General features: G+C 47.8%; 20 protein-coding genes. 15 read left to right on the top strand and 5 right to left on the bottom strand.

Features of this window, described 5'->3' with window-relative positions; translation table 11 throughout:
- The first annotated feature begins 16 nt into the window (after positions 1–16).
- The 13 genes from rbbA (at position 17) to HPC38_RS00815 (ending at position 15,157) form a co-directional block, all read left to right on the top strand.
- Complete coding sequence (gene rbbA / locus HPC38_RS00875; RefSeq protein ID WP_208119393.1) at positions 17–2,752, top strand: ribosome-associated ATPase/putative transporter RbbA; 2,736 nt, start codon at positions 17–19, stop codon at positions 2,750–2,752.
- Between the two features lies 1 nt (position 2,753).
- Complete coding sequence (locus HPC38_RS00870) at positions 2,754–3,881, top strand: ABC-2 transporter permease (RefSeq protein WP_208119392.1); 1,128 nt, start codon at positions 2,754–2,756, stop codon at positions 3,879–3,881.
- 8 nt (positions 3,882–3,889) lie between these two features.
- Positions 3,890–5,326 (top strand): efflux transporter outer membrane subunit, encoded by a 1,437-nt coding sequence (locus HPC38_RS00865; RefSeq protein ID WP_208119391.1) that lies wholly within the window; start codon positions 3,890–3,892, stop codon positions 5,324–5,326.
- 90 nt (positions 5,327–5,416) lie between these two features.
- Positions 5,417–6,733, top strand: coding sequence for a glutamyl-tRNA reductase (hemA, locus tag HPC38_RS00860; protein WP_208119390.1), 1,317 nt, complete (start codon positions 5,417–5,419; stop codon positions 6,731–6,733).
- Positions 6,734–6,807: 74 nt separating this feature from the next.
- Positions 6,808–7,890, top strand: a complete 1,083-nt coding sequence (gene prfA, locus HPC38_RS00855; protein WP_208119389.1) for a peptide chain release factor 1 — start codon at positions 6,808–6,810, stop codon at positions 7,888–7,890.
- A gap of 2 nt (positions 7,891–7,892) precedes the next feature.
- Positions 7,893–8,780: a peptide chain release factor N(5)-glutamine methyltransferase gene (gene prmC / locus HPC38_RS00850; RefSeq protein WP_408021832.1), complete on the top strand. Its 888-nt coding sequence runs from the start codon at positions 7,893–7,895 to the stop codon at positions 8,778–8,780.
- A complete protein-coding gene (locus HPC38_RS00845) occupies positions 8,777–9,601 on the top strand; it encodes a SirB1 family protein (protein ID WP_208119387.1) in 825 nt (274 codons plus the stop codon). Before prmC ends, HPC38_RS00845 begins: the two co-directional genes overlap by 4 nt.
- A 17-nt stretch (positions 9,602–9,618) precedes the next feature.
- Positions 9,619–10,563: a 2-hydroxyacid dehydrogenase gene (locus tag HPC38_RS00840; protein WP_208119386.1), complete on the top strand. Its 945-nt coding sequence runs from the start codon at positions 9,619–9,621 to the stop codon at positions 10,561–10,563.
- Complete coding sequence (locus HPC38_RS00835) at positions 10,563–11,747, top strand: lipoprotein-releasing ABC transporter permease subunit (RefSeq protein WP_208119385.1); 1,185 nt, start codon at positions 10,563–10,565, stop codon at positions 11,745–11,747. Before HPC38_RS00840 ends, HPC38_RS00835 begins: the two co-directional genes overlap by 1 nt.
- Position 11,748: 1 nt before the next feature.
- On the top strand, positions 11,749–12,447 hold the full coding sequence (gene lolD, locus HPC38_RS00830) for a lipoprotein-releasing ABC transporter ATP-binding protein LolD (RefSeq protein ID WP_208119469.1): 699 nt from the start codon (positions 11,749–11,751) through the stop codon (positions 12,445–12,447).
- On the top strand, positions 12,444–13,706 hold the full coding sequence (gene lolE, locus HPC38_RS00825; protein ID WP_208119384.1) for a lipoprotein-releasing ABC transporter permease subunit LolE: 1,263 nt from the start codon (positions 12,444–12,446) through the stop codon (positions 13,704–13,706). Before lolD ends, lolE begins: the two co-directional genes overlap by 4 nt.
- Positions 13,707–13,718: 12 nt before the next feature.
- A complete protein-coding gene (gene aroG, locus HPC38_RS00820) occupies positions 13,719–14,801 on the top strand; it encodes a 3-deoxy-7-phosphoheptulonate synthase AroG (RefSeq protein ID WP_208119383.1) in 1,083 nt (360 codons plus the stop codon).
- 146 nt (positions 14,802–14,947) lie between these two features.
- The gene (locus HPC38_RS00815) at positions 14,948–15,157 is read left to right on the top strand and encodes a DUF1107 family protein (RefSeq protein ID WP_235977540.1); all 210 of its coding nucleotides are present in this window, start codon (positions 14,948–14,950) and stop codon (positions 15,155–15,157) included.
- An 11-nt stretch (positions 15,158–15,168) separates the two neighbouring features.
- Here the strand turns inward: HPC38_RS00815 and HPC38_RS00810 are convergent, their stop codons facing one another.
- The 5 genes from HPC38_RS00810 to sstT are packed head-to-tail and all read right to left on the bottom strand — an operon-like array spanning position 15,169 to position 19,919.
- The gene (locus HPC38_RS00810; protein WP_208119382.1) at positions 15,169–15,792 is read right to left on the bottom strand and encodes an NAD(P)H-dependent oxidoreductase; all 624 of its coding nucleotides are present in this window, start codon (positions 15,790–15,792) and stop codon (positions 15,169–15,171) included.
- The gene (locus HPC38_RS00805) at positions 15,789–16,235 is read right to left on the bottom strand and encodes an NfeD family protein (protein ID WP_208119381.1); all 447 of its coding nucleotides are present in this window, start codon (positions 16,233–16,235) and stop codon (positions 15,789–15,791) included. The genes HPC38_RS00810 and HPC38_RS00805 overlap by 4 nt, the downstream gene beginning before the upstream one ends.
- An 8-nt stretch (positions 16,236–16,243) precedes the next feature.
- On the bottom strand, positions 16,244–17,164 hold the full coding sequence (locus HPC38_RS00800) for an SPFH domain-containing protein (protein ID WP_208119380.1): 921 nt from the start codon (positions 17,162–17,164) through the stop codon (positions 16,244–16,246).
- Positions 17,165–17,178: 14 nt separating this feature from the next.
- A complete protein-coding gene (modF, locus tag HPC38_RS00795) occupies positions 17,179–18,621 on the bottom strand; it encodes a molybdate ABC transporter ATP-binding protein ModF (RefSeq protein ID WP_208119379.1) in 1,443 nt (480 codons plus the stop codon).
- Positions 18,622–18,662: 41 nt separating this feature from the next.
- Positions 18,663–19,919, bottom strand: a complete 1,257-nt coding sequence (sstT, locus tag HPC38_RS00790; protein ID WP_208119378.1) for a serine/threonine transporter SstT — start codon at positions 19,917–19,919, stop codon at positions 18,663–18,665.
- A 243-nt stretch (positions 19,920–20,162) separates the two neighbouring features.
- Here sstT and HPC38_RS00785 point away from each other — a divergent pair, with 243 nt between their 5' ends.
- Positions 20,163–20,585 (top strand): S24 family peptidase, encoded by a 423-nt coding sequence (locus HPC38_RS00785; RefSeq protein WP_208119377.1) that lies wholly within the window; start codon positions 20,163–20,165, stop codon positions 20,583–20,585.
- A gap of 115 nt (positions 20,586–20,700) precedes the next feature.
- On the top strand, positions 20,701–22,554 hold the full coding sequence (locus HPC38_RS00780; protein WP_208119376.1) for an SLC13 family permease: 1,854 nt from the start codon (positions 20,701–20,703) through the stop codon (positions 22,552–22,554).
- The last annotated feature ends 4 nt before the right edge of the window (positions 22,555–22,558 follow it).

Genomic DNA, 22,558 nt, shown 5'->3' with positions numbered 1-22,558 from the left:
CTTTGAGAGGGCTTTCATGAGTGAGCAAAAATTCGCCGTCAAGGTTGAGCACGTTTCCCACAATTATGGTAAAACGCGCGCCCTTGATGATGTGTCACTAACCTTGCCGATGGGCAAAACCATCGGCTTGATAGGCCCTGATGGCGTGGGCAAATCCACGTTGCTTTCACTCATTGCTGGGGTGAAAATCATCCAAAAAGGTAATGTAGAAGTACTCGGGCGTGATGTCAAAAACAAAGCTCACCGCCAAGTGCTCTCATCAAAAGTGGCGTTTATGCCCCAAGGGTTGGGTAAAAACCTCTACCCAACGCTCTCTGTTTATGAAAATATTGACTTCCACGCGCGCTTATATGGGCTAGATAGTAAACTACGTAAGCAGCGTATTGAACGCTTGATGCAAGCCACTGGCTTGGCGCCCTTTCCTGACCGCGCCGCCGGTAAACTCTCCGGTGGCATGAAGCAAAAATTAAGCCTGTGCTGCGCCCTAGTACACAACCCCGATTTATTGATTTTAGACGAGCCGACAACGGGAGTTGATCCCCTTTCCCGTCGTCAGTTTTGGACATTGGTTAATGATCTGCGCCAAGAAATTCAAGATATGACGGTGCTCGTTGCCACAGCCTATATCGATGAGGCGGAGCAATTTGAGTATCTGCTGGCGATGGACGATGGCAAATTGCTCGTTAATGACAAAACCGCCAATGTGCTTGCGAGCACCCAAAGTGAGAATCTCGAGCAGGCTTATATCAAACTGCTGCCAGAGGATAAACAAACCCACTGGGACGACAGCCAGATCCCACCATTTGAGCCAGTCCCTGATGCGCCACCAGCGATTGAAGCGGAGCATTTGGTGAAAAAATTTGGCGATTTTACCGCCGTGAACGATGTCAGTTTCAGTATTCCTCAAGGAGAGATTTTCGGTTTTTTGGGCTCAAATGGTTGCGGGAAATCGACCACCATGAAAATGCTCACAGGGCTTTTGGACGCCACCTCAGGCAGTGCCAAATTGCTTGGTAAAAGTGTGGAAGCAGGCGATATGCAAACGCGCAAGCGCGTGGGCTATATGTCACAGGCGTTTTCCCTTTATGAAGAACTCAGTGTGCGGCAAAATCTGGATTTGCACGCTAAACTTTATCAGCTTGAAGGCGAAGAACGGCAAAGTGCGGTCGAGGGGGCGCTGAAACAATTTGAATTAAGCGAGATTGCCGATGAAATTCCTGCCTCACTCTCCCTTGGGGTACGCCAACGTTTACAACTGGCGGCAGCGTGTTTACATCATCCTGAAGTGCTGATTTTAGATGAACCGACCTCGGGCGTTGATCCTGCCGCACGGGATATGTTTTGGGAATATCTGTTCAAACTCTCGCGTGAGGATCGCATTACCATTTTTGTTTCCACCCACTTTATGAACGAGGCACAGCGTTGCGATCGCATCTCGTTTATGCACCGCGGGCGAGTGCTCGGTGTTGGCACGCCAGAGGCACTGCGCCAAGAACAACACGCCGACACGTTGGAAGAGGCATTTATCCTCTTTTTAGAGCAAGAAGAGCAACAAAGTGCGGTTACGCAAGCCGATAACGCACGTGAAAACGACGGCTTAAGTGAGGCAAAAGGCAAGCCAACAGGTATAGCCTATTGGTTTATGATTGTCTTTACCTTTGCTATTCGTGAAGGCAAGGAGCTGCTGCGCGATAAAATCCGTTTGCTGTTCGCTATTTTTGGCCCCGTTATTTTGCTGCTGGCGGGCAGCTATGGTATCTCTTTTGATGTCAGTAATTTGCGTTTCGCTGTGTGGGATCAAGATCAAACCCAAGAAAGCCGCCGCTTGGTGGAGCAGTTTGAAGGATCGAGTTATTTCCACGAAGTGGGGCAAATCCGTACGCGCGGTGAATTGATCGACAGCCTGCGCAGCGGCAAAGCGCGTTTAGCGCTGGATATTCCGCCAGATTTTGGGCGTAAATTGTTGCAAGGGCAAAAGCCCGAAGTGGCGTTTTATGTGGATGGCTCGATGCCGTTTACGGGCGAAAATATTGTTGGCAATATTCAAGGGATCATGACGCAATATGTCAAAGATTTCTATGCCCAGCAAGGCTACAGCCTACCGCAAGCGTTTGACCTTGAAGTGCGGTTTATTTATAACCAATCGTTTCGCAGTGTCAATGCCATTTCGCCGGGGTTGATTATGCTCACGCTGATGATGATTCCGTGCATGATGACCGCACTTGGGGTGGTGCGTGAAAAAGAAATTGGCTCGATTACCAATCTTTATTCTTCCCCCGCTGCCACCTGGCAATATTTACTAGGCAAGCAGCTGCCTTATGCGGCATTGGCGATGGCGAGCTATTTTGTGCTGATTGGGCTGACCATTGTGCTCATTGGCGTGCCGATGAAAGGCTCTTTTTGGGCGATGAGCTTGGGCGCATTGTGTTTGATTTTGTCCTCTACCGCCTTTGGCTTGCTGATTTCGGCTTTTGTGAAATCGCAAGTGGCCGCCATTTTCGCCGCCGCCATCATATCTATGGTGCCAGCGCTCAACTTCTCAGGGCTTTTATACCCTATGTCAACGCTAACTGGCGTGGGCTATTGGATTGGCTGGAGTTTCCCGACCAGTTGGTATAATTTGATCAGTCTTGGCACCTTCACTAAAGGGCTAGGGTTTGCCAGTTTTGTTTCAATTTATGGCGTGTTATTAGGCTTTTTCATCACCTACCTGATGCTTGCCAGCCTACTTTTGAAAAAGCAGGAGGTGTGATGTGTTGCGTTGGCTAAAAAATGTTTATTTTCTCTCAGTGAAAGAATTGCGCAGTCTGTTTAGTGATTACACCTTGATTGGGCTGGTGGTGATTATGTTCACGTTCACCATCTATTCCATTGCGAAAGGCATTACCACAGAGGTTAAAAATGCCTCCGTTGCGGTGTGGGATCAAGATCACTCGACGCTGTCTTATCAAATTCGCGACGCGATTTTGCCGCCGTATTTTAAGCAGGTGCAAACCATTTCGCCTGAGCAGATTGACAAAGCGATGGATGAAGGCGAATTTATTTTTGTGCTCACCATTCCTCCGAATTTTGAACAACAAATCATGGCAGGCGAGCAACCACAAATTCAATTATTGGTGGATGCCACTGCGATGACGCAGGCAGGCGTGGGGGCGAGTTATCTCAGCCAAATTATCAATCGCCAAATCAGTGAATTTTTACAGCAGCCGTCAATGAGTGAAATTTTGCCGCTCAAGCCAGTGGTGAATGTGCTGTTTAATAGTAATTTACGCAGCGAATGGTTTATGCCGATGACACAAATTACGGGGAATTCCAGCTTGTTGGCGCTGATTTTAGTGGGTGCCGCGGTCATTCGTGAGCGAGAACACGGCACGATTGAGCATTTGCTAGTGATGCCCGTGAGTGCCAGTGAAATTGCATTTTCTAAAATTCTGGCAAACGGCTTAGTGATTTTGGTCTCTGCCATGCTGTCGCTCTATTTTGTGGTGCACCAATTTTTAGGCGCACCCATTAATGGCTCCATTGCATTATTTGCCGCCAGTGAGGTGGTTTACCTATTCTCCATTGCAGGGCTGGGTTTATTTTTAGCCACCCAAGCGCCAACCATGCCGCAATTTAGTTTGTTGTGCTTGCCTGTTTATATCGTGCTTTATTTGCTCTCTGGTGCGCCGTCACCGTTTGAAAATATGCCGCAAGTGGTGCAAGATGTGATACAGCTTTCGCCTTTGACACAATTTGTGGCGATAAGTCAAGATGTGTTATTCCGTGGCGCAGGCTGGGAAACCATTTGGCATCGCGTGTTGATCATGGCGGTGCTTGGCGCGGTGTTTGTGGCATTGGCCATTTTCAGTTTCCGTTCTATGTTGGCAAGACAAAATTAGGAGTTTTTATGTCGCAGTCTAAATGTGTATTAACCGCACTGGCTCTGTTGCTCACCGCGTGCAGCCAAACGCAAGTGCCGTTAGAATCCAAGATCAATTTGCCAGCACATTTTGAGCAAGTCAAAGCGGGGCAAGTGCAGAATATGCAGCAGTGGTGGCGCTATTGGCACGACGCGCAACTGACGCGCTTGATTGAGCAAGGGCTTGCAACTAGCCCTGATATTGCCATCGCGCAATCCCGCTTAAATGAAGCGCGCGCCACGGCGCAACTGGCACAAAGTGATCTCGGGCCGAATGTGGGCGTGAGTGCTAATGTGGCGGGGCAACGCAGCCGCCTTGATAACCCTGTTGGCGAGCCATACCGCACTTTGCTGGGGCAAGATGACCACATCAACAGCAAAGGCTATGGCGCCAATCTTGGTGTGATGGCCAGCTGGGAGGTGGATATTTTCGGGCAAAAGCAAAGTGATGCCGATGCTGCTAGTGCCGCTGCGCGTGGCGCACAAGCGCGCGTATATGGCAGCCAAATGATATTAGCCAGTACCATTGCTGAAAACTACCTCAAAGCGGCGGCGGCCTTAGAAAAACGGGCGTTGCTCAATAGCATGGCAAACACTTTGAGCAAAATGCGCCAATATGTCAAAGGGCGTTTTAATGCAGGGCAAGCCACCGCCTATGAAGTCAGTGAAGTGGATTCCAAATGGCAGGCGGTGCGCGCCCAAGCCACTAGCTTGTTGGCAGAATTTAATGCCTATGAGCGCAGCATTGCGGTGCTGATTGGGCAAGCGCCACAAGGGTTTCATTTGGATAAAACCGCACTTTTAGGCAAGAATGCGATTCTTCATCATTTGCCCGCGCCACCAACAGGCGTGCGCCCAGGGAGCTTGTTGGACAGTCGCCCTGATCTTCAAGGCCAAAAAGCCGTGGTCGAGGCGTATGCCGCGAAACTGGCAAGTGCGAAAGCCGATTTACTGCCCCGATTTGACATTCGTTTTTTAGGGCAAGGCGGGCGCATTGAGCTTGATGGTGACTTGCCGACTCTTAAAGGTGTGGGGGGTTTGGTCAGCCTTGGCGTGCAGTTGCCGATTTTCACCAACGGGCGAATTCAAGCCAACATTGATGCCGCCGATGCGCGATTAAAAACCGCACTTTTAGAGTATGACCAAACCTTGCTTAAAGCGCTAAGCGAGGTAGAAAGCAGTTATCAATTGCAATATGCCTTGCAAACGCAAAGTCAAAAATTGCAAAGTGCGGTCAGCTTGGCACAGCGTCAAGCCAAGCAAGGCGAACAGCTGTTTCATTATGGCGATAAAACGTTAGATGAAGCGCTGCGCGCACGCCTTGAGGCGCTCACGCTTGCCCAAAATGCGCTGGAGCTGCGGCTGTTTAAAGGGCAAAATTTGCTCAATTTATACAAAGCCATCGGGGCTGGTTGGCAGCCATAAATCACAGTGGTTGCCCATTGGCGCACAATTGATTAAAATGTTGCGTTTTACCGCACTTTGCGGTTCGTGTGGGGAGTGGGGCAAGCCCAAATGACCATTTTATTGCTTGGCATTAATCATAAAACCGCGCCAGTGGAGTTGCGCGAGAAGGTTGCTTTCAGTGATGAAAAGCGCGAGTTTGCCTTGCAACAAATTCACGCACAGCACTTAGGTGAAGGTGCGGTGATTCTTTCCACCTGCAACCGCACGGAAATTTATATCCACGCGCGCCATATTTCCCCTGATGAACACAGCGAGAAAAACCGAACGTGGCTGGAGAGCATTTTTGCGTGGTTTGTGGCGTTGCATGGGGTGAGCCAATCCGAGGTGCAAAAAAGCCTTTACGTTGAGCAAAATATGGGCGTGGCACGCCATTTGATGCGTGTTGCTTGTGGGCTGGATTCTTTGATTTTAGGCGAGCCACAAATTTTAGGTCAAGTGAAACAAGCCTTCGCTGCTAGTGAGCAGTTTTATCACCGTCAAGGCTTAACCTTAAGCAGTGAATTTTCCCGCCTTTTTCAAAAAAGTTTTGCCAGCGCTAAACGCGTGCGCAGTGAAACGGCAATCGGCAGCAGTGCCGTGTCGGTGGCGTATGCCGCCACCAGTCTTGCGCGCCAGATTTTTGATTCTTTCCAGCCGCTGACGATTTTATTGCTCGGCGCGGGGGAAACCATTGAGCTGGTGAGTCGCTATCTTTTTCAGCAAGGGGCAAGCAAGGTGATGATCGCCAACCGCACTTTAGCGCGTGCGCGCGCGCTAAGTGAGCGCGTTTCGCCGATGACGGTGCTTTCCCTTGCGGATTTACAACAGGGGCTGAATCAAGCCGACATTGTGATTTGTTCTACCGCCAGCACGACGCCGTTGATTGACGTGAACATGGTCAAAGCCGCGCAAAAAGCGCGTAAATATCGCCCGATGTTGATTATTGATATTGCGGTGCCACGTGATGTGGAGGAAAAAGTTGCCGAGCTTGATGCGGTTTATCACTATTGTGTGGACGATTTGCAACACATTATTGAGCAAAACAAAGCCCAGCGCCAGCAAGCTTCCGAGCAAGCAGAGCTGATTGTTGCGCAAGAGGCGCAAGCTTTCTTTCAATGGTTGAAATTGCATCAATCTTCGAATTTAATCCGTAAATACCGCACGAGCGCAGAAGCTACGCGTCAGGCGTTATTGTCGAAAGCGCAGGCCGCCCTTGCGCAGGGGCAAGATGTGGACAAAGTGCTGCAAGAGATGAGTTACAAGCTCACAAATAGCTTGTTGCACCCGCCCACTCACGCCATTACGCAATTGGTGAAACAAGGTGATGCACAGGCGCTGCAACTTTTTTCGAGCGCACTCGGGCTTGATAACGAGCACGAAGATTAAGCCAAAACAGTTAAAAAATCCCACAAAGTAGGCTAGAATAGCCCGTTATTAATCGACATTTAGACATAAAAACAATGAAAGAGTCCATTATTGCAAAATTAGATAGCCTCAACGAGCGCCATGAAGAGCTGCAAGCTTTGCTCGGCTCGCCTGAGGTGATAGGCGATCAAGACAAATTCCGCGCCTATTCCAAAGAATATGCCCAACTCGGCGAGGTGGTGGAATGCTTCAATGCGTGGAAAAAACAGCAAGACGATCTCGAGCAAGCACAATTATTGCTTGATGATCCCGCGATGAAAGAGATGGCACAAGAAGAAATTGAGCAATGCAAAGCGGAAAGTGAAACCCTTGAGCAGCGTTTGCAAGTGTTATTGCTGCCGAAAGATCCGAATGACGAATACAACTGCTTTTTGGAGATTCGTGCGGGTACAGGGGGCGATGAAGCGGGTATTTTCTGTGGTGATTTGTTTCGAATGTATAGCCGTTATGCGGAAATCAAGCGCTGGCGAGTGGAGCTGATGAGCGCGAATGAAAGCGAGCAAGGTGGCTTTAAAGAGGTAATCGCAAAAGTCAGCGGTGAGGGCGTTTATGGGCAGTTAAAATTTGAATCCGGTGGGCATCGGGTGCAGCGCGTGCCGAAAACCGAATCACAAGGGCGTATTCATACCTCGGCATGTACTGTGGCAGTGATGCCTGAATTGCCAGAATCTGAATTGCCTGAAATTAACCCTGTCGATTTGAAAATTGACACCTACCGTTCATCGGGCGCTGGTGGTCAGCACGTAAACACCACCGATTCTGCGGTGCGGATTACCCACTTGCCAACGGGCATTGTGGTGGAATGTCAAGACGAGCGTTCACAACATAAAAATAAAGCCAAAGCGATGTCGGTGCTGGCCTCACGCATTGTGAAAGCCGAAGAAGAGCGCAAAGCGGCAGAAACCGCCAATACTCGCCGTGACTTGCTCGGCAGTGGCGATCGCTCGGACAAAATCCGCACTTACAACTACCCACAAGGGCGGGTAACAGATCATCGCATCAATTTAACGCTCTACCGTCTCGATGAGGTGATGAACGGCAAAATGGACGAGTTAATTCAGCCGATCATCACCGAATATCAAGCGGACCAACTCGCTGCGCTGTCGGACGAGAGTTAATGATCACTTACGCCGATTGGCTTAAAAGTGCGGTTGAAACACTGACAAAGTGCGGTGTGGGGCAAAGCGCAAAACTGGATGCTTACCTACTGCTCGAGAAGGTTACAGGAAAGACACGCGCGCAGTTAATAGCATTTGATGATGAATTCTTAACTGATACACAATTAAGTGCATTGACCGCACTTTTCAATCGCCGTTGTCAAGGTGAGCCGATGGCGTATATTTTAGGGGAAAAGGCGTTTTGGTCGCTGAATTTAGACGTTGACTCAAGTACGTTGATCCCTCGCCCAGATACGGAAGTGCTGGTTGAGCGCGCGCTGGATCTGGCGCGTGCGGCGATCGCACAGCTCAATCCACCGCACTTTGCGATTCTTGATCTCGGCACGGGCACCGGGGCAATAGCACTGGCACTGGCGTGTGAACTTCAGCCCTATTGTCAGCAGCATGATTGCCATTTGCGCGTGGTCGGGGTGGATAAAATTGAAAGTGCGGTTGCACTGGCCAAGCGTAATCAGCAGCGCAACGGCATCTTTTGCGTGGAGTTTGTGCAAAGCGATTGGTTTCACGCGCTGTTAGGTCAACATTTCGATTTGATTGTGAGTAATCCGCCCTATATTGATGCAGCCGATCCGCATCTTGAGCAAGGCGACGTGCGCTTTGAGCCGCGCAGTGCATTGGTGGCACAAAAGTGCGGTTTGGGTGACATTGAACAGATTATTCGACAATCCCCAGCCCACCTTAATGATGGCGGCTATCTCTTGCTTGAACATGGCTGGCAGCAAGGTGAGGCGGTGAGATCACAATTTTTGCAACAACATTGGCAACACATTCAAACTATTTTCGATTATGCAGGCCTTGAGCGTGTAACTTTGGCAGGTAAACCAACATGACACAAACACAACACGAACGCTTAAGTAAAACCGAAGCCCACGCCCAGCGTATCTTAATCAATTTGATGGTGACACTGGAGTCGGTGCTGAGTGATGAACTCAAACCGCGCCGCATTTATGGCCAGTTAGGGCATTTGGTACGCGAGGTGGGGGGCAAATTAGACCGCACTTTGCCCGTGAAAGCCCAAATCGATCAGCTATTACACATTTTTTATCGTGATCTTGGCTTTGCTTGTGATCCCATGCGCTATTACTTATCGGATAACCTGAAAATTTCGACCATCTTAGACAGCAAGCGAGGTATGCCAGTGTCTCTTGGCGCAATTTTGCTTTTTTTAGCCAACCGCTTTGCCTTGCCGCTGTTGCCTGTCAATTTCCCAACCCAGTTGATTTTAAAAGCGCAAGTGGGGCGTGAGGTGGCATTCATTGACCCTTGGAATGGTGATTACATTAGCCTTGATCATTTGAACAAATTAATTCAAGGTCATCTCGGTTTTGGCGCTACACTTAACCCACGCGATGTGGCGCTAGCTGATACTGAAATTCTGGAAGGGCGTTTGGTGCAATTGACCAAAATGGCATTAATGCGTGAAGAGCAGGATATGGCGGCGTTGCGCTTGATTGAGTGGTGTATGCAGCGTTACCCTGAAAATCCTTACGAACTGTTAGACCGCGGCGTGGTGCTCGCGAATTTAGGCTGTGTGGCGCTGGCGCGTGATGATTTTAACAATTTTATAAAAAAATGCCCAGAAGATCCCAATAGTCAAGTTTTGCGTGATAAGATTACCCAATTGGAAAACATTAGCCACATTTATCATTAGTGACAAAAGGAGAGCCTATGCTGACGATTGTGCATCTTGATGCTGACACTTTTCCCAAAGGTGTCGTCGTGCCAAAACCGCGCCTAGAACACAACTGGATTACCTATCCTTTCACTGACCCTGAAGACAGACTTGAACGGCTCAAAGCAGCGGATGTGGCGGTGACTAATAAAGTAGTGATTGATCGTGAATTAATGGCGAAATTGCCACGTTTAAAATTGATTGCCATCACTGCAACGGGCATGAACAATGTCGATTTAGAAGCCGCGAAAGAATGTGGCATTTGCGTGAAAAATGTCGCAGGCTATTCCTCCACTTGCGTGCCTGAACACGTTTTAGGCATGATCTTCGCCTTAAAACACAGCTTAATGGGCTGGTATCGCGATCAATTAAGCGATCGCTGGGTTGAAAATAAACAGTTTTGTTATTTTGATTATCCTATCACCGACATTCGTGGATCAACGTTGGGCATTATCGGCAAGGGCAATTTAGGCACTGAGGTGGCGCGATTGGCAAGTGCGGTGGGCATGAACGTGATCTTCGCCGAGCGAGCAGAAGCAAGTACGTGCCGTGAAGGGTATTTGCCGTTTGATGATGTGCTTGCAAAGTCTGATTTCATCAGCTTGCACTGCCCACTGACGGAAGAAACGCAAAATATCATCAACGCCGCCGCCATTAATAAAATGAAAAAAGGCGCTTTTTTGATCAACACGGGGCGCGGGCCATTGGTGGACGAGAACGCTTTAGTGGCGGCATTAAAGTGCGGTCAGCTTGGGGGCGCAGCGTTAGATGTGATGGTCAAAGAGCCGCCAGAAAAAGGTAACGTGATTATGCAAGCCGCTAAAGAATTACCAAACTTGCTCATCACCCCGCATATCGCATGGGCATCGGATAGTGCGATTGACACCTTGTTACATAAGGTGCGCGATAATATCGAAACATGGATTAAAGAGCAGCAATAATGGCATTGAATGTCTCCCTTTTTGTGGCATGGCGCTATTGGCGCTCAAAAAGTGCCGATCGCTTTGGGCGCATTGTCACGTGGCTGGGCAGCATTGGCATTACACTCGGTGTGATGGCGTTGGTGATCGTACTTTCTGTGATGAACGGCTTGCAGCATCAGCAAAAGGTAAATGTGCTCTCAAGCCTGCCCCATGCCATCATTATGCCGCAGCAGGGGCATTTGCCTGTTGATTTTACTTTGCCACACACGCAAGGCATTATGCACGCCGTACCAATTAATCAAAGTGATGTAATTTTGCAAACGGCGTCGGGCATGAGTGCGGCACGGCTTTTGGGGGTGCAAAGCTGGGACGATGATCCCACACTGGCGGATGAAACTGCGGATTTTGACCGCACTTTGCCCGCAGGTGGTTATCGCATTGCGCTGCCTTATTCACTGGCACAACAGCTCAACTTACAGGTGGGGGATAAAGTGCGGGTGATGTTGGCGGCGAACAGCCAATATACGCCATTTGGGCGCGTGCCTGTGCAGCGCTTGTTTGAAGTGTCAGCAGTGTTAGACAGCAGCCAGAAAAATGACGGCCACAGCGCTTTTGCCAATCTTGCCGATGTTGGTCGGCTTTTGCGCATCGCACCTGATGAGGTGCAAGGTATGCGTGTATTTATGCAAGATCCATTTAAAGTGACCGCACTTTCCCATGATTTTCCTGAAGAAAAATGGAAAATTGCTGATTGGCGTGAGCAAAAAGGTGAATTTTTCCAAGCAGTGGCGATGGAAAAAAATATGATGGGGCTGCTGATTGGTCTTATCATCATCGTGGCGATTGCTAATATTGTGACGAGCTTGAGCTTAATGGTACTCGATAAACAAGGGGAAATTGCCATTTTGCAAACCCAAGGTATGCAAAAGCGTGATGTGATGGGCATTTTTATTTTGCAAGGGCTATTGGTTGGCGTCAGCGGCACCGCCATTGGTTTGCTTGCGGGCTTTTTGGTGGCCTCAAACATCAATGAGATTATGCACTATTTGCCGTTAAACAGCATTCATCTACCTGTATTGTTTGACCACAACCAGCTGTTGCTGATAGGCGTACTCACGCTGACGTTAACGTTGCTTTCAACCCTTTATCCTGCTTATCGAGCAGCCAAAATTGAACCTGCGGACGCATTACGCTATGAATAATATGACTCTCTCAAACACGCCATTGCTCTCGTGTCAACAATTGTGCAAATCCTATCAAGAGGGCGAGAAAACCACCGACGTGCTTAAACAGGTGAGTTTTGCTATGCAGCCACAAGAATTGGTGGCGATTGTTGGCAGCTCAGGCTCGGGGAAAAGTACGCTTTTGCACTTATTAGGTGGGTTGGATAAGCCCGATAGCGGCACGGTGCAGTTGTGCAATCAGGATTTATTTAGTCTTTCCAGCCGTCAATTAGCGCAGCTGCGCAACCGTCATCTCGGCTTTGTGTATCAATTTCACCACTTAATGGCGGATTTCTCAGCACTTGAAAATGTGATGATGCCGCTCTTGATTGGCAAAGAAAATAAGCGTGAGGCGCAAGATAAGGCGGAAAATATGCTCCATGCGGTTAGGTTGGCACATCGTCTGAGCCATCGTCCTTCTGCGCTTTCAGGCGGTGAGCGACAACGGGTAGCGATTGCTCGCGCGCTGGTTAATCAGCCAGATTTAGTGCTAGCCGATGAACCTACTGGGAATTTGGATCATAAAACCACTGAGAGCATTTTTGAATTGATCCAAATGCTCAACGCAGAGCAAAAAATTGCCTTTTTGTTAGTGACCCATGACCGCACTTTAGCACAAAAATTGTCACGCACAATGGTGATGAGAGATGGCGTGTTACAAACTGAGGCTGCACTATGAACACACCGTTAATGATGGCGTGGCGCTATCAGCGTGGCAAACAGAAAAATCGGCTGGTGAGTTTAATTTCTGCCTTTTCCACTGTGGGCATAGCGCTTGGCGTGGCGGTATTGATTATTGGACTAAGTGCGATGAATGGCTTTGAGCGCGAGCTGCGCCAACGGGTGCTGGCGGTGGTGCCGAATGTGGAAATTAATGCCTATGCCACCCGAGCAGGCAGTGAAAATTATGTGCACGATTGGGCACAGTTAGCCTCGCTGTTTTCAGCACAAAGTGCGGTTAAAGGCGTGGCGCCCTACGTCAGCACGACTGCTTTAGTCGAAAATGGCAATCGCCTGAAAGTGGTACAGGTGCGTGGCGTGGACAAAGCAGCACAAAATAACGTGAGTGCGTTGGGGCAATTTGTACAAGATGGTGCATGGCAGGCGTTCAATGCTGATTCAGGGCTGATTTTAGGCGCAGGAATTGCCCACGATCTCGGTGTGCAAAAAGGCGATTGGGTGACGCTGTTGTTATCTCAAGGGCAAGAGGGTAACAGCGGCAATATGGCAAAAAGTAAGCGGGAGCGTATCCGTGTGGAAGGTATTTTGCGCCTTGATGGCCAGCTTGACCATAGTTTTGCCTTGATGCCGATTGGGCAGTTGCGCCATTTGCTACATCTCTCCGAGCGTGAAGCAACTGGCATTGAAATCGCTCTGCATGATCCTTTTGTGCTTGACAAGCTTGATTATCAAGGGATTATCAATTATCCACAACAGCTATGGGCAAGCAGTTGGCAGGGTAAATTTGGCTATATGTATCGCGATATTCAATTGATTCGCAGCATTATGTATATCGCCATGGTGCTCGTGATTGGAGTGGCGTGTTTTAATATTGTATCCACGCTGATTATGGCGGTGAAAGACAAGCAAGGGGACATCGCCATTTTACGCACACTCGGCGCCAATGGGCATTTTATTCGTCGAATATTTATTTATTATGGTATGCTCGCTGGCATGAAAGGGTGTTTTTATGGCATTATCTTAGGGGTATTGGTGGCACTAAACTTGACCGCACTTATTCAAGGCATTGAACAACTTTTTAATATTCACATTTTGTCTGATGGCATTTATTTTGTCGACTTCTTACCAAGTCAATTGCACTGGTTTGATGTGGCAATGGTGTTTATTGCGGCCTTGATTTTAAGTTTGATGGCAAGCCTTTACCCCGCTTCGCGTGCGGCGAAACTCTCACCAGCACAGGTTTTAAGTAGTTATTAATAAGAGAAGAACATGAACAGCAAAAATAAACTATATTATAAAAACGATGATTTACGCATTGAAAAAACACAACAACTATTGCCACCAGTGGCGTTGCTGGAAAAGTATCCTGCCAGTGACATCGCCGCTGAAACTGTAGCGCAAGCACGTGAAAAAGCGCATAACATTATTCATGGTAAAGATGATCGTTTGCTCGTGATCATTGGTCCGTGCTCAATTCATGATCCAACAGCAGCACTGGAATACGCACAAAAAATCAAAGCGGTGCGTGCAGAGCTTGGAAATGAGCTTGAAATTATCATGCGGGTTTATTTTGAAAAACCGCGTACCACGGTGGGGTGGAAAGGGTTTATTAATGATCCTTATCTCAACGATAGCTTTTTGATTAATGACGGGCTGCGCATGGCGCGTAAAGTGCTTTCCGATATTAATGATATGCAAGTGCCAGCTGCGGGTGAGTTTTTGGATATGATCACCCCACAATACATGGCGGATTTCATGAGTTGGGGGGCTATCGGTGCGCGCACCACAGAATCTCAAGTGCATCGTGAGTTGGCGTCAGGGCTTTCATGTGGAGTGGGCTTTAAAAATGCCACCAACGGTTGTGTACAAGTGGCGCTGGATGCCATTGGCGCGGCACAAGCGCCCCATAATTTTTTATCCGTCACCAAATTCGGCCATTCTGCCATTGTGACCACCAAAGGCAATGAAGATTGCCATATTATTTTGCGCGGTGGCGATAAACAAACAAACTATGATGCCGACTCGGTTGAGCAAGTGTGCGAACGTTTGGCAGAAAAGGGTAAAGTTGCCCATGTGATGATTGACTTTAGCCATGCTAATAGCCAAAAACAGTTTAAAAAACAACTTGATGTATGTCATGATGTGTGTGAGCAAATCGCCAATGGTTCATATCACATTTTCGGCGTGATGATTGAGAGCCATCTCGTGGAAGGGCGACAAAACTTAGTCGACGGCAAAGCCCTAGTATATGGGCAAAGCATCACCGATAGTTGCCTAGGCTGGGAAGACAGCGAAAAAGCGTTGTGCGATTTAGCGCAAGCCGTACGTTCTCGCCGCGCTAAAAAGAGCTAGTGCAAAAAATGTGATCTCATTCAAAGTGCGGTTAATTAAATCACCATTAACCGCACTTTTTGTTTTATACTGAGTCTAACGTGATAACAAGAAGAAAATCATACAGACAACCCCTATAATTAAAGCAATAAAAACAGGAGTGTACTATGCAAATTCGTGTTTTTAAACGTTACAATCCCCTCCAAATTGCACGCTATGTGAGCATCTTGTTCACAGGCAGTTTCTTCATTCGTGGCATCGGTTTGTTCGAGTTTCGCCACGGCAAAGTCATCTCCCCTAAAGTTAAAAACCTGAAAAAATTCAGTGTAATGAGTGAAGTGAATAAGCAGATTAAAACACTCACGGCATTAAGTTAGTCAAAATGCGGTTAGAGCCTTTTACTAAATGTATTGGGGGATGATATTGCGTTTAGTTTTTTCTCGGTGATGTGATAGGCACTTTCCAAATAGTTAGCTAGTGTTGGCTTGTCAACGAGATGAATATCATCAAACACATGGTGGGTGATGTCTGTGATGCCGCAAAAGTTAAATAGGCCGTCGGCGAGGGTGTCGCGAATGGATTTGTCAAAGCCAAAGCCTGTGTATTCTTGCCAGTTGCTACCAATGGTGATGAACTGTTGCAGCCGTTTGCCTGTGAGGAGGCCTTGCGATTTACCGTTGAGGGTTTGATAGGCAAAGCCGAAAGTTAAAGTGCGGTCAAGGTAGCCTTTTAAGATGGCGGGGAAGCCCATCCACCATAATGGGTAAATTAAGGTGATCAGATCAGCATGGCGGATAAAATCGTGCTCTTGGGCGATGTGTTCATTGATGATGCCTTGATAACTTTCGGCGAGTTCTTGCCAAGAGAGCACAGGGTTGAACTCAAGCGCGTGCAAATCGCGTACCACGGGCTGCCAACCGCACTTTTTCGTGGCATGCACAACCTGCTCGAGAATGGCGTGATTAAAACTTTGTGGGTTAGGGTGTGCGTAGATAATCAAGTGTTGTTTCATGGGTGTTTCTCAACGGTGAGAGTGATGCCATGCACGGCGGTGACGGTGATATTATCCCCGATGCGTAAATCGTTGCCTTGAATGCGCCAAGTAGTGTCGCCAAATTGCCCTCGACCGATGCCGTTGTCGGCGAATGCGAGCACACGCCCCGTTTGCCCAAGCATAGCCACGCCACGCTGGTTGAGATCGTTATGATGGTCATCGGCTTGATCTTTTCGATGCTGAATGCGCCACCATGCGAGGCTGAATATAATAGCAATGCAGGCAAATAGCACCCAACTGAGCGCAGTTGATAAAGAGAAAAGTGCGGTCAGGGCAGCCATAATAATGCCTGCAACTCCAAACCATAGCAAGAAAATACCAGGAAGTAAAAGTTCACCAATCAGCAAGATAAAGCCGAGAATGAGCCACTGCCACACACCCCAGTCAGTTAGCCACGCCATAATGCCCCCTAGTCTTTTTGTGTTTTCAACAATTCCGCAATGCCAGCGATGGAGCCAATCAAATTGCCCGCCTCAAGCGGCATTAGCACCACTTTGCTGTTCTCGGCTTGGCCGATTTTTTGTAGCGCTTCGGTGTAGCGTTGTGCCACGAAATAGTTGATGGCTTTAGTATCACCTTGCGCGATAGCGTCAGACACCATTTTGGTGGCGCGTGCCTCCGCTTGCGCTTCACGCTCACGTGCTTCGGCTTTTAAGAAGGCCTCTTGGCGTTCCCCTTCCGCTTGCAAAATGCGTGATTGTTTATCCCCTTCGGCGCGTAAAATTGCCGCTTGGCGGATCCCTTCGGCCTCAAGCACTTCCGCGCGTTTATTCCGCTCCGCTTTCATTTGGGCGTTCATTGAATCAATCAGTTCACGCGGTGGGCGCACATCACGAATTTCAATTCGCGTGACTTTCACGCCCCACGGATTGGTAGCTTCATCAACAATCGTGAGCAAGCGAGAGTTGATCGAATCTCGCTGTGAGAGCATTTCATCTAGCTCCATTGAACCAAGTACGGTACGAATATTGGTTAAGGTGAGATTGACAATCGCTTGTTCTAGATTATTCACTTCATAGGCGGCGTTGCGTGCGTCGATCACTTGTACAAAGCACACCGCATCAATGGAAACGTTGGCATTATCTTTAGAGATGACTTCTTGTGATGGAATGTCGATCACCTGTTCCATCATATTGATTTTGCGCCCCACGCGGTCGATAAACGGCACAATAAAATTTAAGCCTGGGGTCAGCGTGCGAGTGTAGCGCCCAAAACGTTCAATCGTCCAGTGATAGCCTTGTGGTACAGTTTTCAAACTGGAAAATAGCGTGACGACCACTAAAATGATAAAAAAGATGACCGCTACGGGTAAGCTGTCGAGAAATTCCATAATAAACTCCATGATTACACAATACCTTGATGATAATCATAACCTGTGCCGTTTGCAATAAAAGTCAGCGTGTGGTTAATGCAACGAGGTTGGTCCTCATCGTGGTGAGAAACAAAAATGAGTTGGGTTTGACTGTTGTCGATAAGCTGCTCAATAAATGTCAGCACCAAATGGCGATTGAGGGCATCAAGCCCCATTAGCGGTTCATCTAAAATCAGCACGGGTGGGTGTTTAACCATCGCGCGGGCAATCAGCAAAAGGCGTTGCTGCCCAAAAGAAAGGCTTTTAAATGGGCGATTGGCCAATGCCGTGAGGTTAAGCCGCTCAAGCCATTGCATGGCACGCAGGCGTGTTGGTTCATCCACGTGTTGATAAACGCCAATGGAGTCAAAAAAGCCCGAAATGATGACATCCAGCGCACAGCAGTTGACGCGATAGTCTAAATGCAGTTGATTGGACACATAACCAATATGCTGTTTGATTTCCCATACGGTTTCGCCGCTGCCACGTTGGCGACCAAAAATGTGTACATGATTATTAAAGGCTTGCGGATGATCGCCGGTGATGAGGGAGAGTAAGGTTGATTTTCCGCAACCATTGCCACCTTTAATCCACCAATGCTCACCCGATTTCACCTGCCATGACAGTTTATCTAAGATCATTTTTTCGCCAAATTGCACAGACACCTCTTTAAGGTCGAACAACAGTGCGCACGTAAGTGGTGACGCAGGGCTTAAAGGGGCAGGAATGGCTTGGTGCGTGGCGTTTTCGGCATAGCATAACTGCTGAAAAATCGGGTTTTGTTGCACTTCAGCAAAAGGTGCTTGCAGCACTTGATGGCAGTGGCTGAGCAGGGTTACACTTTGTGCGGCAGGTGGAATATCGTGCAGGCGATTGAGAATTAACACCACGCAACATGATTGGCTAAGTTGGGCGATCAGCGTTTGCCACTGGGCTTGCGATGCGTGATCTAACCCTTCAAAAGGCTCGTCTAAAATTAACAAATCAGGCGCATTGATTAAACTTTTTGCCAGCAGCACCTTGCGTGCTTGCCCCGTCGAAAGCAGCTTAAATGGCGTGGATAAAAGTGCGGTTATGCCAAGTTGGGCGGCAATGCGGGGTAGAGTTGAGGGCTGCGTGGCATTTTCTAAAATAATCTGTTGTGCACTTGGGCCATGATCATCGGGTGAACGTGTGTCATCGTTAAGCTCATACGCGATGCGTTCAATCAGTTTCTGATGCACACGCAAAGAAAGCAGCGCAGGGCGTTGGAAATAATTTTGATATTCTCCGCGTTCACAAGGCTTACCTTGGCTAATGAACTGGGCTAGTGTGCTCTTGCCCGAACCATTATGCCCCACCACTACAGCAAAGTGCGGTTTGGTCAGCGTGAAATGATCAATGGTAAGGTAGCACTGTGGCGCAATTTTAATGTGTGCGTTGTGTAGCTCTAACATAGTTTTCCCATGAAAAAAGCGAACACAAGGTTCGCTTTTCATCAGTTAATTTTGTTGCGCTCGCCGATGTCGGCGGCAGCAGTGAACACCACATCGGTAGAGGAGTTCAGCGCAGTTTCTGCAGAGTCTTGGATAACCCCAATGATAAAGCCCACACCGATCACCTGAGCGGCGATGTCGTTGGAAATCCCAAAAAGGCTACACGCCAGTGGGATGAGCAGTAAAGAACCGCCTGCGACACCAGATGCACCACAGGCGCAGATGCTGGCAACAACACTTAATAAAAGTGCGGTTGTAAAGCTCACTTCAACGCCGAGCGTGTTGACAGCGGCTAAGGTCAAAATTGTAACCGTGATGGCGGCTCCTGCCATATTAATTGATGCGCCGAGTGGAATGGAAACGGAGTAAGTTTCTTCATCGAGATTGAGGCGTTTACACAAATTAATGTTGACAGGGATATTGGCAGCTGAACTGCGAGTAAAAAATGCGGTTAGGCCACTTTCACGAATGCACACCCAAATCAATGGGAAAGGATTTTGGCGTGTTTTCCAGAAAACTAAGATTGGGTTGACAACAAATGCCACAAACAGCATTGCGCCCACCAACACGGCAATCAGGCGTGCGTAGGTATTAAGTTCGCTCAAACCTTGTGAGGCAATAGACATAGCCACCAAGCCAAATACCCCAAATGGCGCAAAGGCAATCACCACTTTCACGATCATCGACACCGCTTCAGCCATCTCGTGGATAAATCGCTTGGTTGTATCGCTAGCGTGACGCAGGGCAAACCCCAGCCCAATTGCCCACGCGAGAATGCCAATATAGTTGGCGTTGAACAGGGCTTTAATTGGGTTATCGACAATGTTCATCAGCACACTCATGATCACTTCTGTGACATTTTGTGGTGGGCTGAGCTCAGCATCGGTGGTGGCTAATGACAGTGTGGTTGGGAACAGATAACTGGCAATCACCGCCACTAAGGCGGCTAAAAAAGTGCCGATCAAATATAGCACGATGATCGATTTCATGGTTTTGCCACTGTGATCACTGTCACTTTTCTTTTTATTACTAATGGCTGAAAGCACTAAAATAAAAATCAAAATGGGTGCAATCGAGCGCAGTGCGCGTACAAAAAGCTCTCCGAGCACACCAACGCTATTAGCGAGATTAAAACCTAAAGTAGGTTCTAGTGGTGCGCTGATCAGGGCTACAATCAGCCCGAGCACTAAGCCTACAGCGATTTTAGCAATTAAACTGCCTTGAAATAAAAGTGCGGTTAGTCGATTTGAGTTACTCATAAGATAGTTATAGTCATCATGTGAAACACACGGCCTTGCTCAGCAAAGCCCCCAGTGATGAAAGATTACCCGAAAATAAACATAATGCAAAACAAAAAGTGTGAAATGTGTTAAATCTTCAAAGGGTTAGCCATGAAATTGTGATGCGGTCAATAAAGGATCAAAAAAATGCTTGCGAATTGTATAAAAACACAGTATAAATACCTGTATAAAAAAACAGTGATGCTGTTATAAGGAGCCGATATGAAAATGATGAGTCACCAACACCCCAGCGCATACAGTTATCAGCCTATGCCACTGTGCTACGATAAAGATGCACAAAGTGCGGTGCGCTATAAATTGGATTTGAATAAATATTGCATCAAAAAGCCGCAAGAGACTTTTTTTATGCACGTAAGCAATACTAATCTTACCGCGTGGGGAATTGAAGCGGGCGATGTGCTGGTGGTGGAGCGTAGTAATGCGGTAAATAAAGGGGATTTAGTTGTGATTGCGATTGCAGGTCAGCTGAGTATATTTGAAGTCTTCTCAACATCGTCTGTCAACTGGGTATTATTTCCGCTGGATTCCACGCAGTCTTGTTTACAGCTGGCGTCATTAAATGACGTTGATTTGCAAGGGGTGGTAACGAATACAATTCATCAGGTGCGTCGCCGCGTAGCATAATGGCATTACGCCAAATAATGTGTAAAGTGCGGTCAAATAACGTCAAAAAAACCGCACTTTAATGTTTAAGGCTGTGTTATAATCGTGTCTTTCAATTGTGTTTAATGGCCATTTTGTGAGTATATTTTCAGGACTTTCCGCAATCAACACGGATCTTTATTGGGTGCTGCTTTTCCTTGGCGCCGCTATTGTATTATTCATCTCTAATAAACTACGCATGGACGTAGTCGCGTTGCTCATTATGGTGGCGTTCAGTATCAGTGGTATTCTTTCCACCAATGAAATTTTAGCGGGCTTTAGTGACCCTAATGTGATTTTGATCGCCTTGTTATTTATTGTGGGGGATGCGCTATTGCGTACAGGGGTGGCCTATCAGGTGGGGGCGTGGCTGTTGAAAGTGGCCAATAATAATGAGTTAAAGGTACTGCTGCTATTAATGCTTATCGTGTGCGGACTGGGTGCGTTTATGAGTTCTACGGGCATTGTTGCGATTTTCATTCCTGTGGTATTGGCCATCTGTACTCGTATGAATATCTCGCCACGCCGATTAATGATGCCATTGAGTATTGCAGGGTTAATTAGCGGTATGATGACGTTGATTGCCACACCGCCGAACTTGATTGCCAACGCTGAGCTGGTGCGTGCTGGCTTGCCTGCGCTTAACTTTTTCTCTTTTACACCGATTGGGATTATGGTGTTGGTGCTGGGCGTGGTGTATATGCTGTTTGTGCGCCATTTATTGGATGGCGATGGTGGGAATATAAAAACAAACTACAATCGCACTTCAATGAATGATTTGATTGAAAGTTATCATTTGCAAGGGCGCTCTAAACAAGCACTGATTTTGCCTGATTCACCTTTAGTGGGTAAAACGCTAGATGAGCTACACCTGCATTCACAACACGGTATTTTGGTGGTGGCGATTGAGCGTTGGCGACGGATTCGTCGTATTGTGGTTAGCGCGTTTGGTTTATCTGATTTACGTGCTAAGGATATTTTATTGTTAGATATTTCATCGCCTGATTTGGATTGGGAAGCCTTTTGTGAGGCCAATAAACTCAAGCCGATGGAGGTGCGTGGTAACTATTTTAGTGAAAAATCAAAAACTGTCGGCATGGCAGAAATTTCACCTATTCCAGACAGCACATTGATTGGCAAAAGTGTGCGTGATATCAAGTTTCAACAGCGCTATGGCTTGATCATCGTAGGCATTAAACGTGGTGGGCAGCTGCTTGAAGTCAATCCCAGTGATATTGAAATGGCGGCTGGGGATCAATACCTCGTCATTGGTGAGTGGCGTTTAATTCAAGAAATGCGTTCTAATAGTCGTGATTTTTTTATCCTTAACTATCCCGCTGAGATCGACAACGTTGCACCCGCCGCCAGTCAAGCACCCCATGCAATTTTGTCGGTGGCGTTGATGGTGGCGATGATGCTCAGTGGCGTTGTTTCTAATGTGATTGCAGCACTTATAACGTGTATGTTACTGGCAAAATTTCGTTGTGTGGACGCCAAAAGTGCCTATCGCGCTATTCACTGGCCAAGCATTGTCTTGATTGTGGGAATGATGCCATTTGCTACCGCCTTGACAAAAACGGGCGGGATTGACCTTGCCGTCAATGGCTTATTGGACCTTGTCGGAGGGCTTGGCATTCACGCCATTCTTGGTAGTCTGTTTATTTTATGTGCGCTGATCAGCTCATTTATCTCCAATACGGCAACTGCCATTTTGATGGCGCCGATTGCCATCGCTATGGCGCAAGCGCTGGATACTTCCCCAGTGCCATTTGTGATTACGATTGCGGTTTCGGCCTCTGCCGCCTTTATGACACCTGTGGCATCACCTGTGAATACCATGGTTTTAGGCCCAGGTGGCTATTGCTTTGGGGATTTCTTGAAAGTGGGCGTGCCATTTACGCTGATTGTGATGCTCGCAACCGTTATAGTGGTGCCGTGGATGTTTGGCTAAATAA

This window comes from Spirabiliibacterium pneumoniae (assembly GCF_014884995.1).
Lineage (GTDB): Bacteria > Pseudomonadota > Gammaproteobacteria > Enterobacterales > Pasteurellaceae > Spirabiliibacterium > Spirabiliibacterium pneumoniae.
This window is presented reverse-complemented; position numbering and strand designations above follow the sequence as displayed.

What these genes read in the sequence shown, in the direction of transcription:
- rbbA (WP_208119393.1), top strand. Translation starts at nt 17, where the DNA reads ATGAGTGAGCAAAAATTCGCCGTCAAGGTTGAGCACGTTTCCCACAAT.
- HPC38_RS00865 (WP_208119391.1), top strand. Translation starts at nt 3,890, where the DNA reads ATGTCGCAGTCTAAATGTGTATTAACCGCACTGGCTCTGTTGCTCACC.
- hemA (WP_208119390.1), top strand. Translation starts at nt 5,417, where the DNA reads ATGACCATTTTATTGCTTGGCATTAATCATAAAACCGCGCCAGTGGAG.
- prfA (WP_208119389.1), top strand. Translation starts at nt 6,808, where the DNA reads ATGAAAGAGTCCATTATTGCAAAATTAGATAGCCTCAACGAGCGCCAT.
- HPC38_RS00845 (WP_208119387.1), top strand. Translation starts at nt 8,777, where the DNA reads ATGACACAAACACAACACGAACGCTTAAGTAAAACCGAAGCCCACGCC.
- HPC38_RS00840 (WP_208119386.1), top strand. Translation starts at nt 9,619, where the DNA reads ATGCTGACGATTGTGCATCTTGATGCTGACACTTTTCCCAAAGGTGTC.
- HPC38_RS00835 (WP_208119385.1), top strand. Translation starts at nt 10,563, where the DNA reads ATGGCATTGAATGTCTCCCTTTTTGTGGCATGGCGCTATTGGCGCTCA.
- lolD (WP_208119469.1), top strand. Translation starts at nt 11,749, where the DNA reads ATGACTCTCTCAAACACGCCATTGCTCTCGTGTCAACAATTGTGCAAA.
- lolE (WP_208119384.1), top strand. Translation starts at nt 12,444, where the DNA reads ATGAACACACCGTTAATGATGGCGTGGCGCTATCAGCGTGGCAAACAG.
- aroG (WP_208119383.1), top strand. Translation starts at nt 13,719, where the DNA reads ATGAACAGCAAAAATAAACTATATTATAAAAACGATGATTTACGCATT.
- HPC38_RS00815 (WP_235977540.1), top strand. Translation starts at nt 14,948, where the DNA reads ATGCAAATTCGTGTTTTTAAACGTTACAATCCCCTCCAAATTGCACGC.
- HPC38_RS00810 (WP_208119382.1), bottom strand. Translation starts at nt 15,792, where the DNA reads ATGAAACAACACTTGATTATCTACGCACACCCTAACCCACAAAGTTTT.
- HPC38_RS00805 (WP_208119381.1), bottom strand. Translation starts at nt 16,235, where the DNA reads ATGGCGTGGCTAACTGACTGGGGTGTGTGGCAGTGGCTCATTCTCGGC.
- HPC38_RS00800 (WP_208119380.1), bottom strand. Translation starts at nt 17,164, where the DNA reads ATGGAATTTCTCGACAGCTTACCCGTAGCGGTCATCTTTTTTATCATT.
- modF (WP_208119379.1), bottom strand. Translation starts at nt 18,621, where the DNA reads ATGTTAGAGCTACACAACGCACACATTAAAATTGCGCCACAGTGCTAC.
- sstT (WP_208119378.1), bottom strand. Translation starts at nt 19,919, where the DNA reads ATGAGTAACTCAAATCGACTAACCGCACTTTTATTTCAAGGCAGTTTA.
- HPC38_RS00785 (WP_208119377.1), top strand. Translation starts at nt 20,163, where the DNA reads ATGAAAATGATGAGTCACCAACACCCCAGCGCATACAGTTATCAGCCT.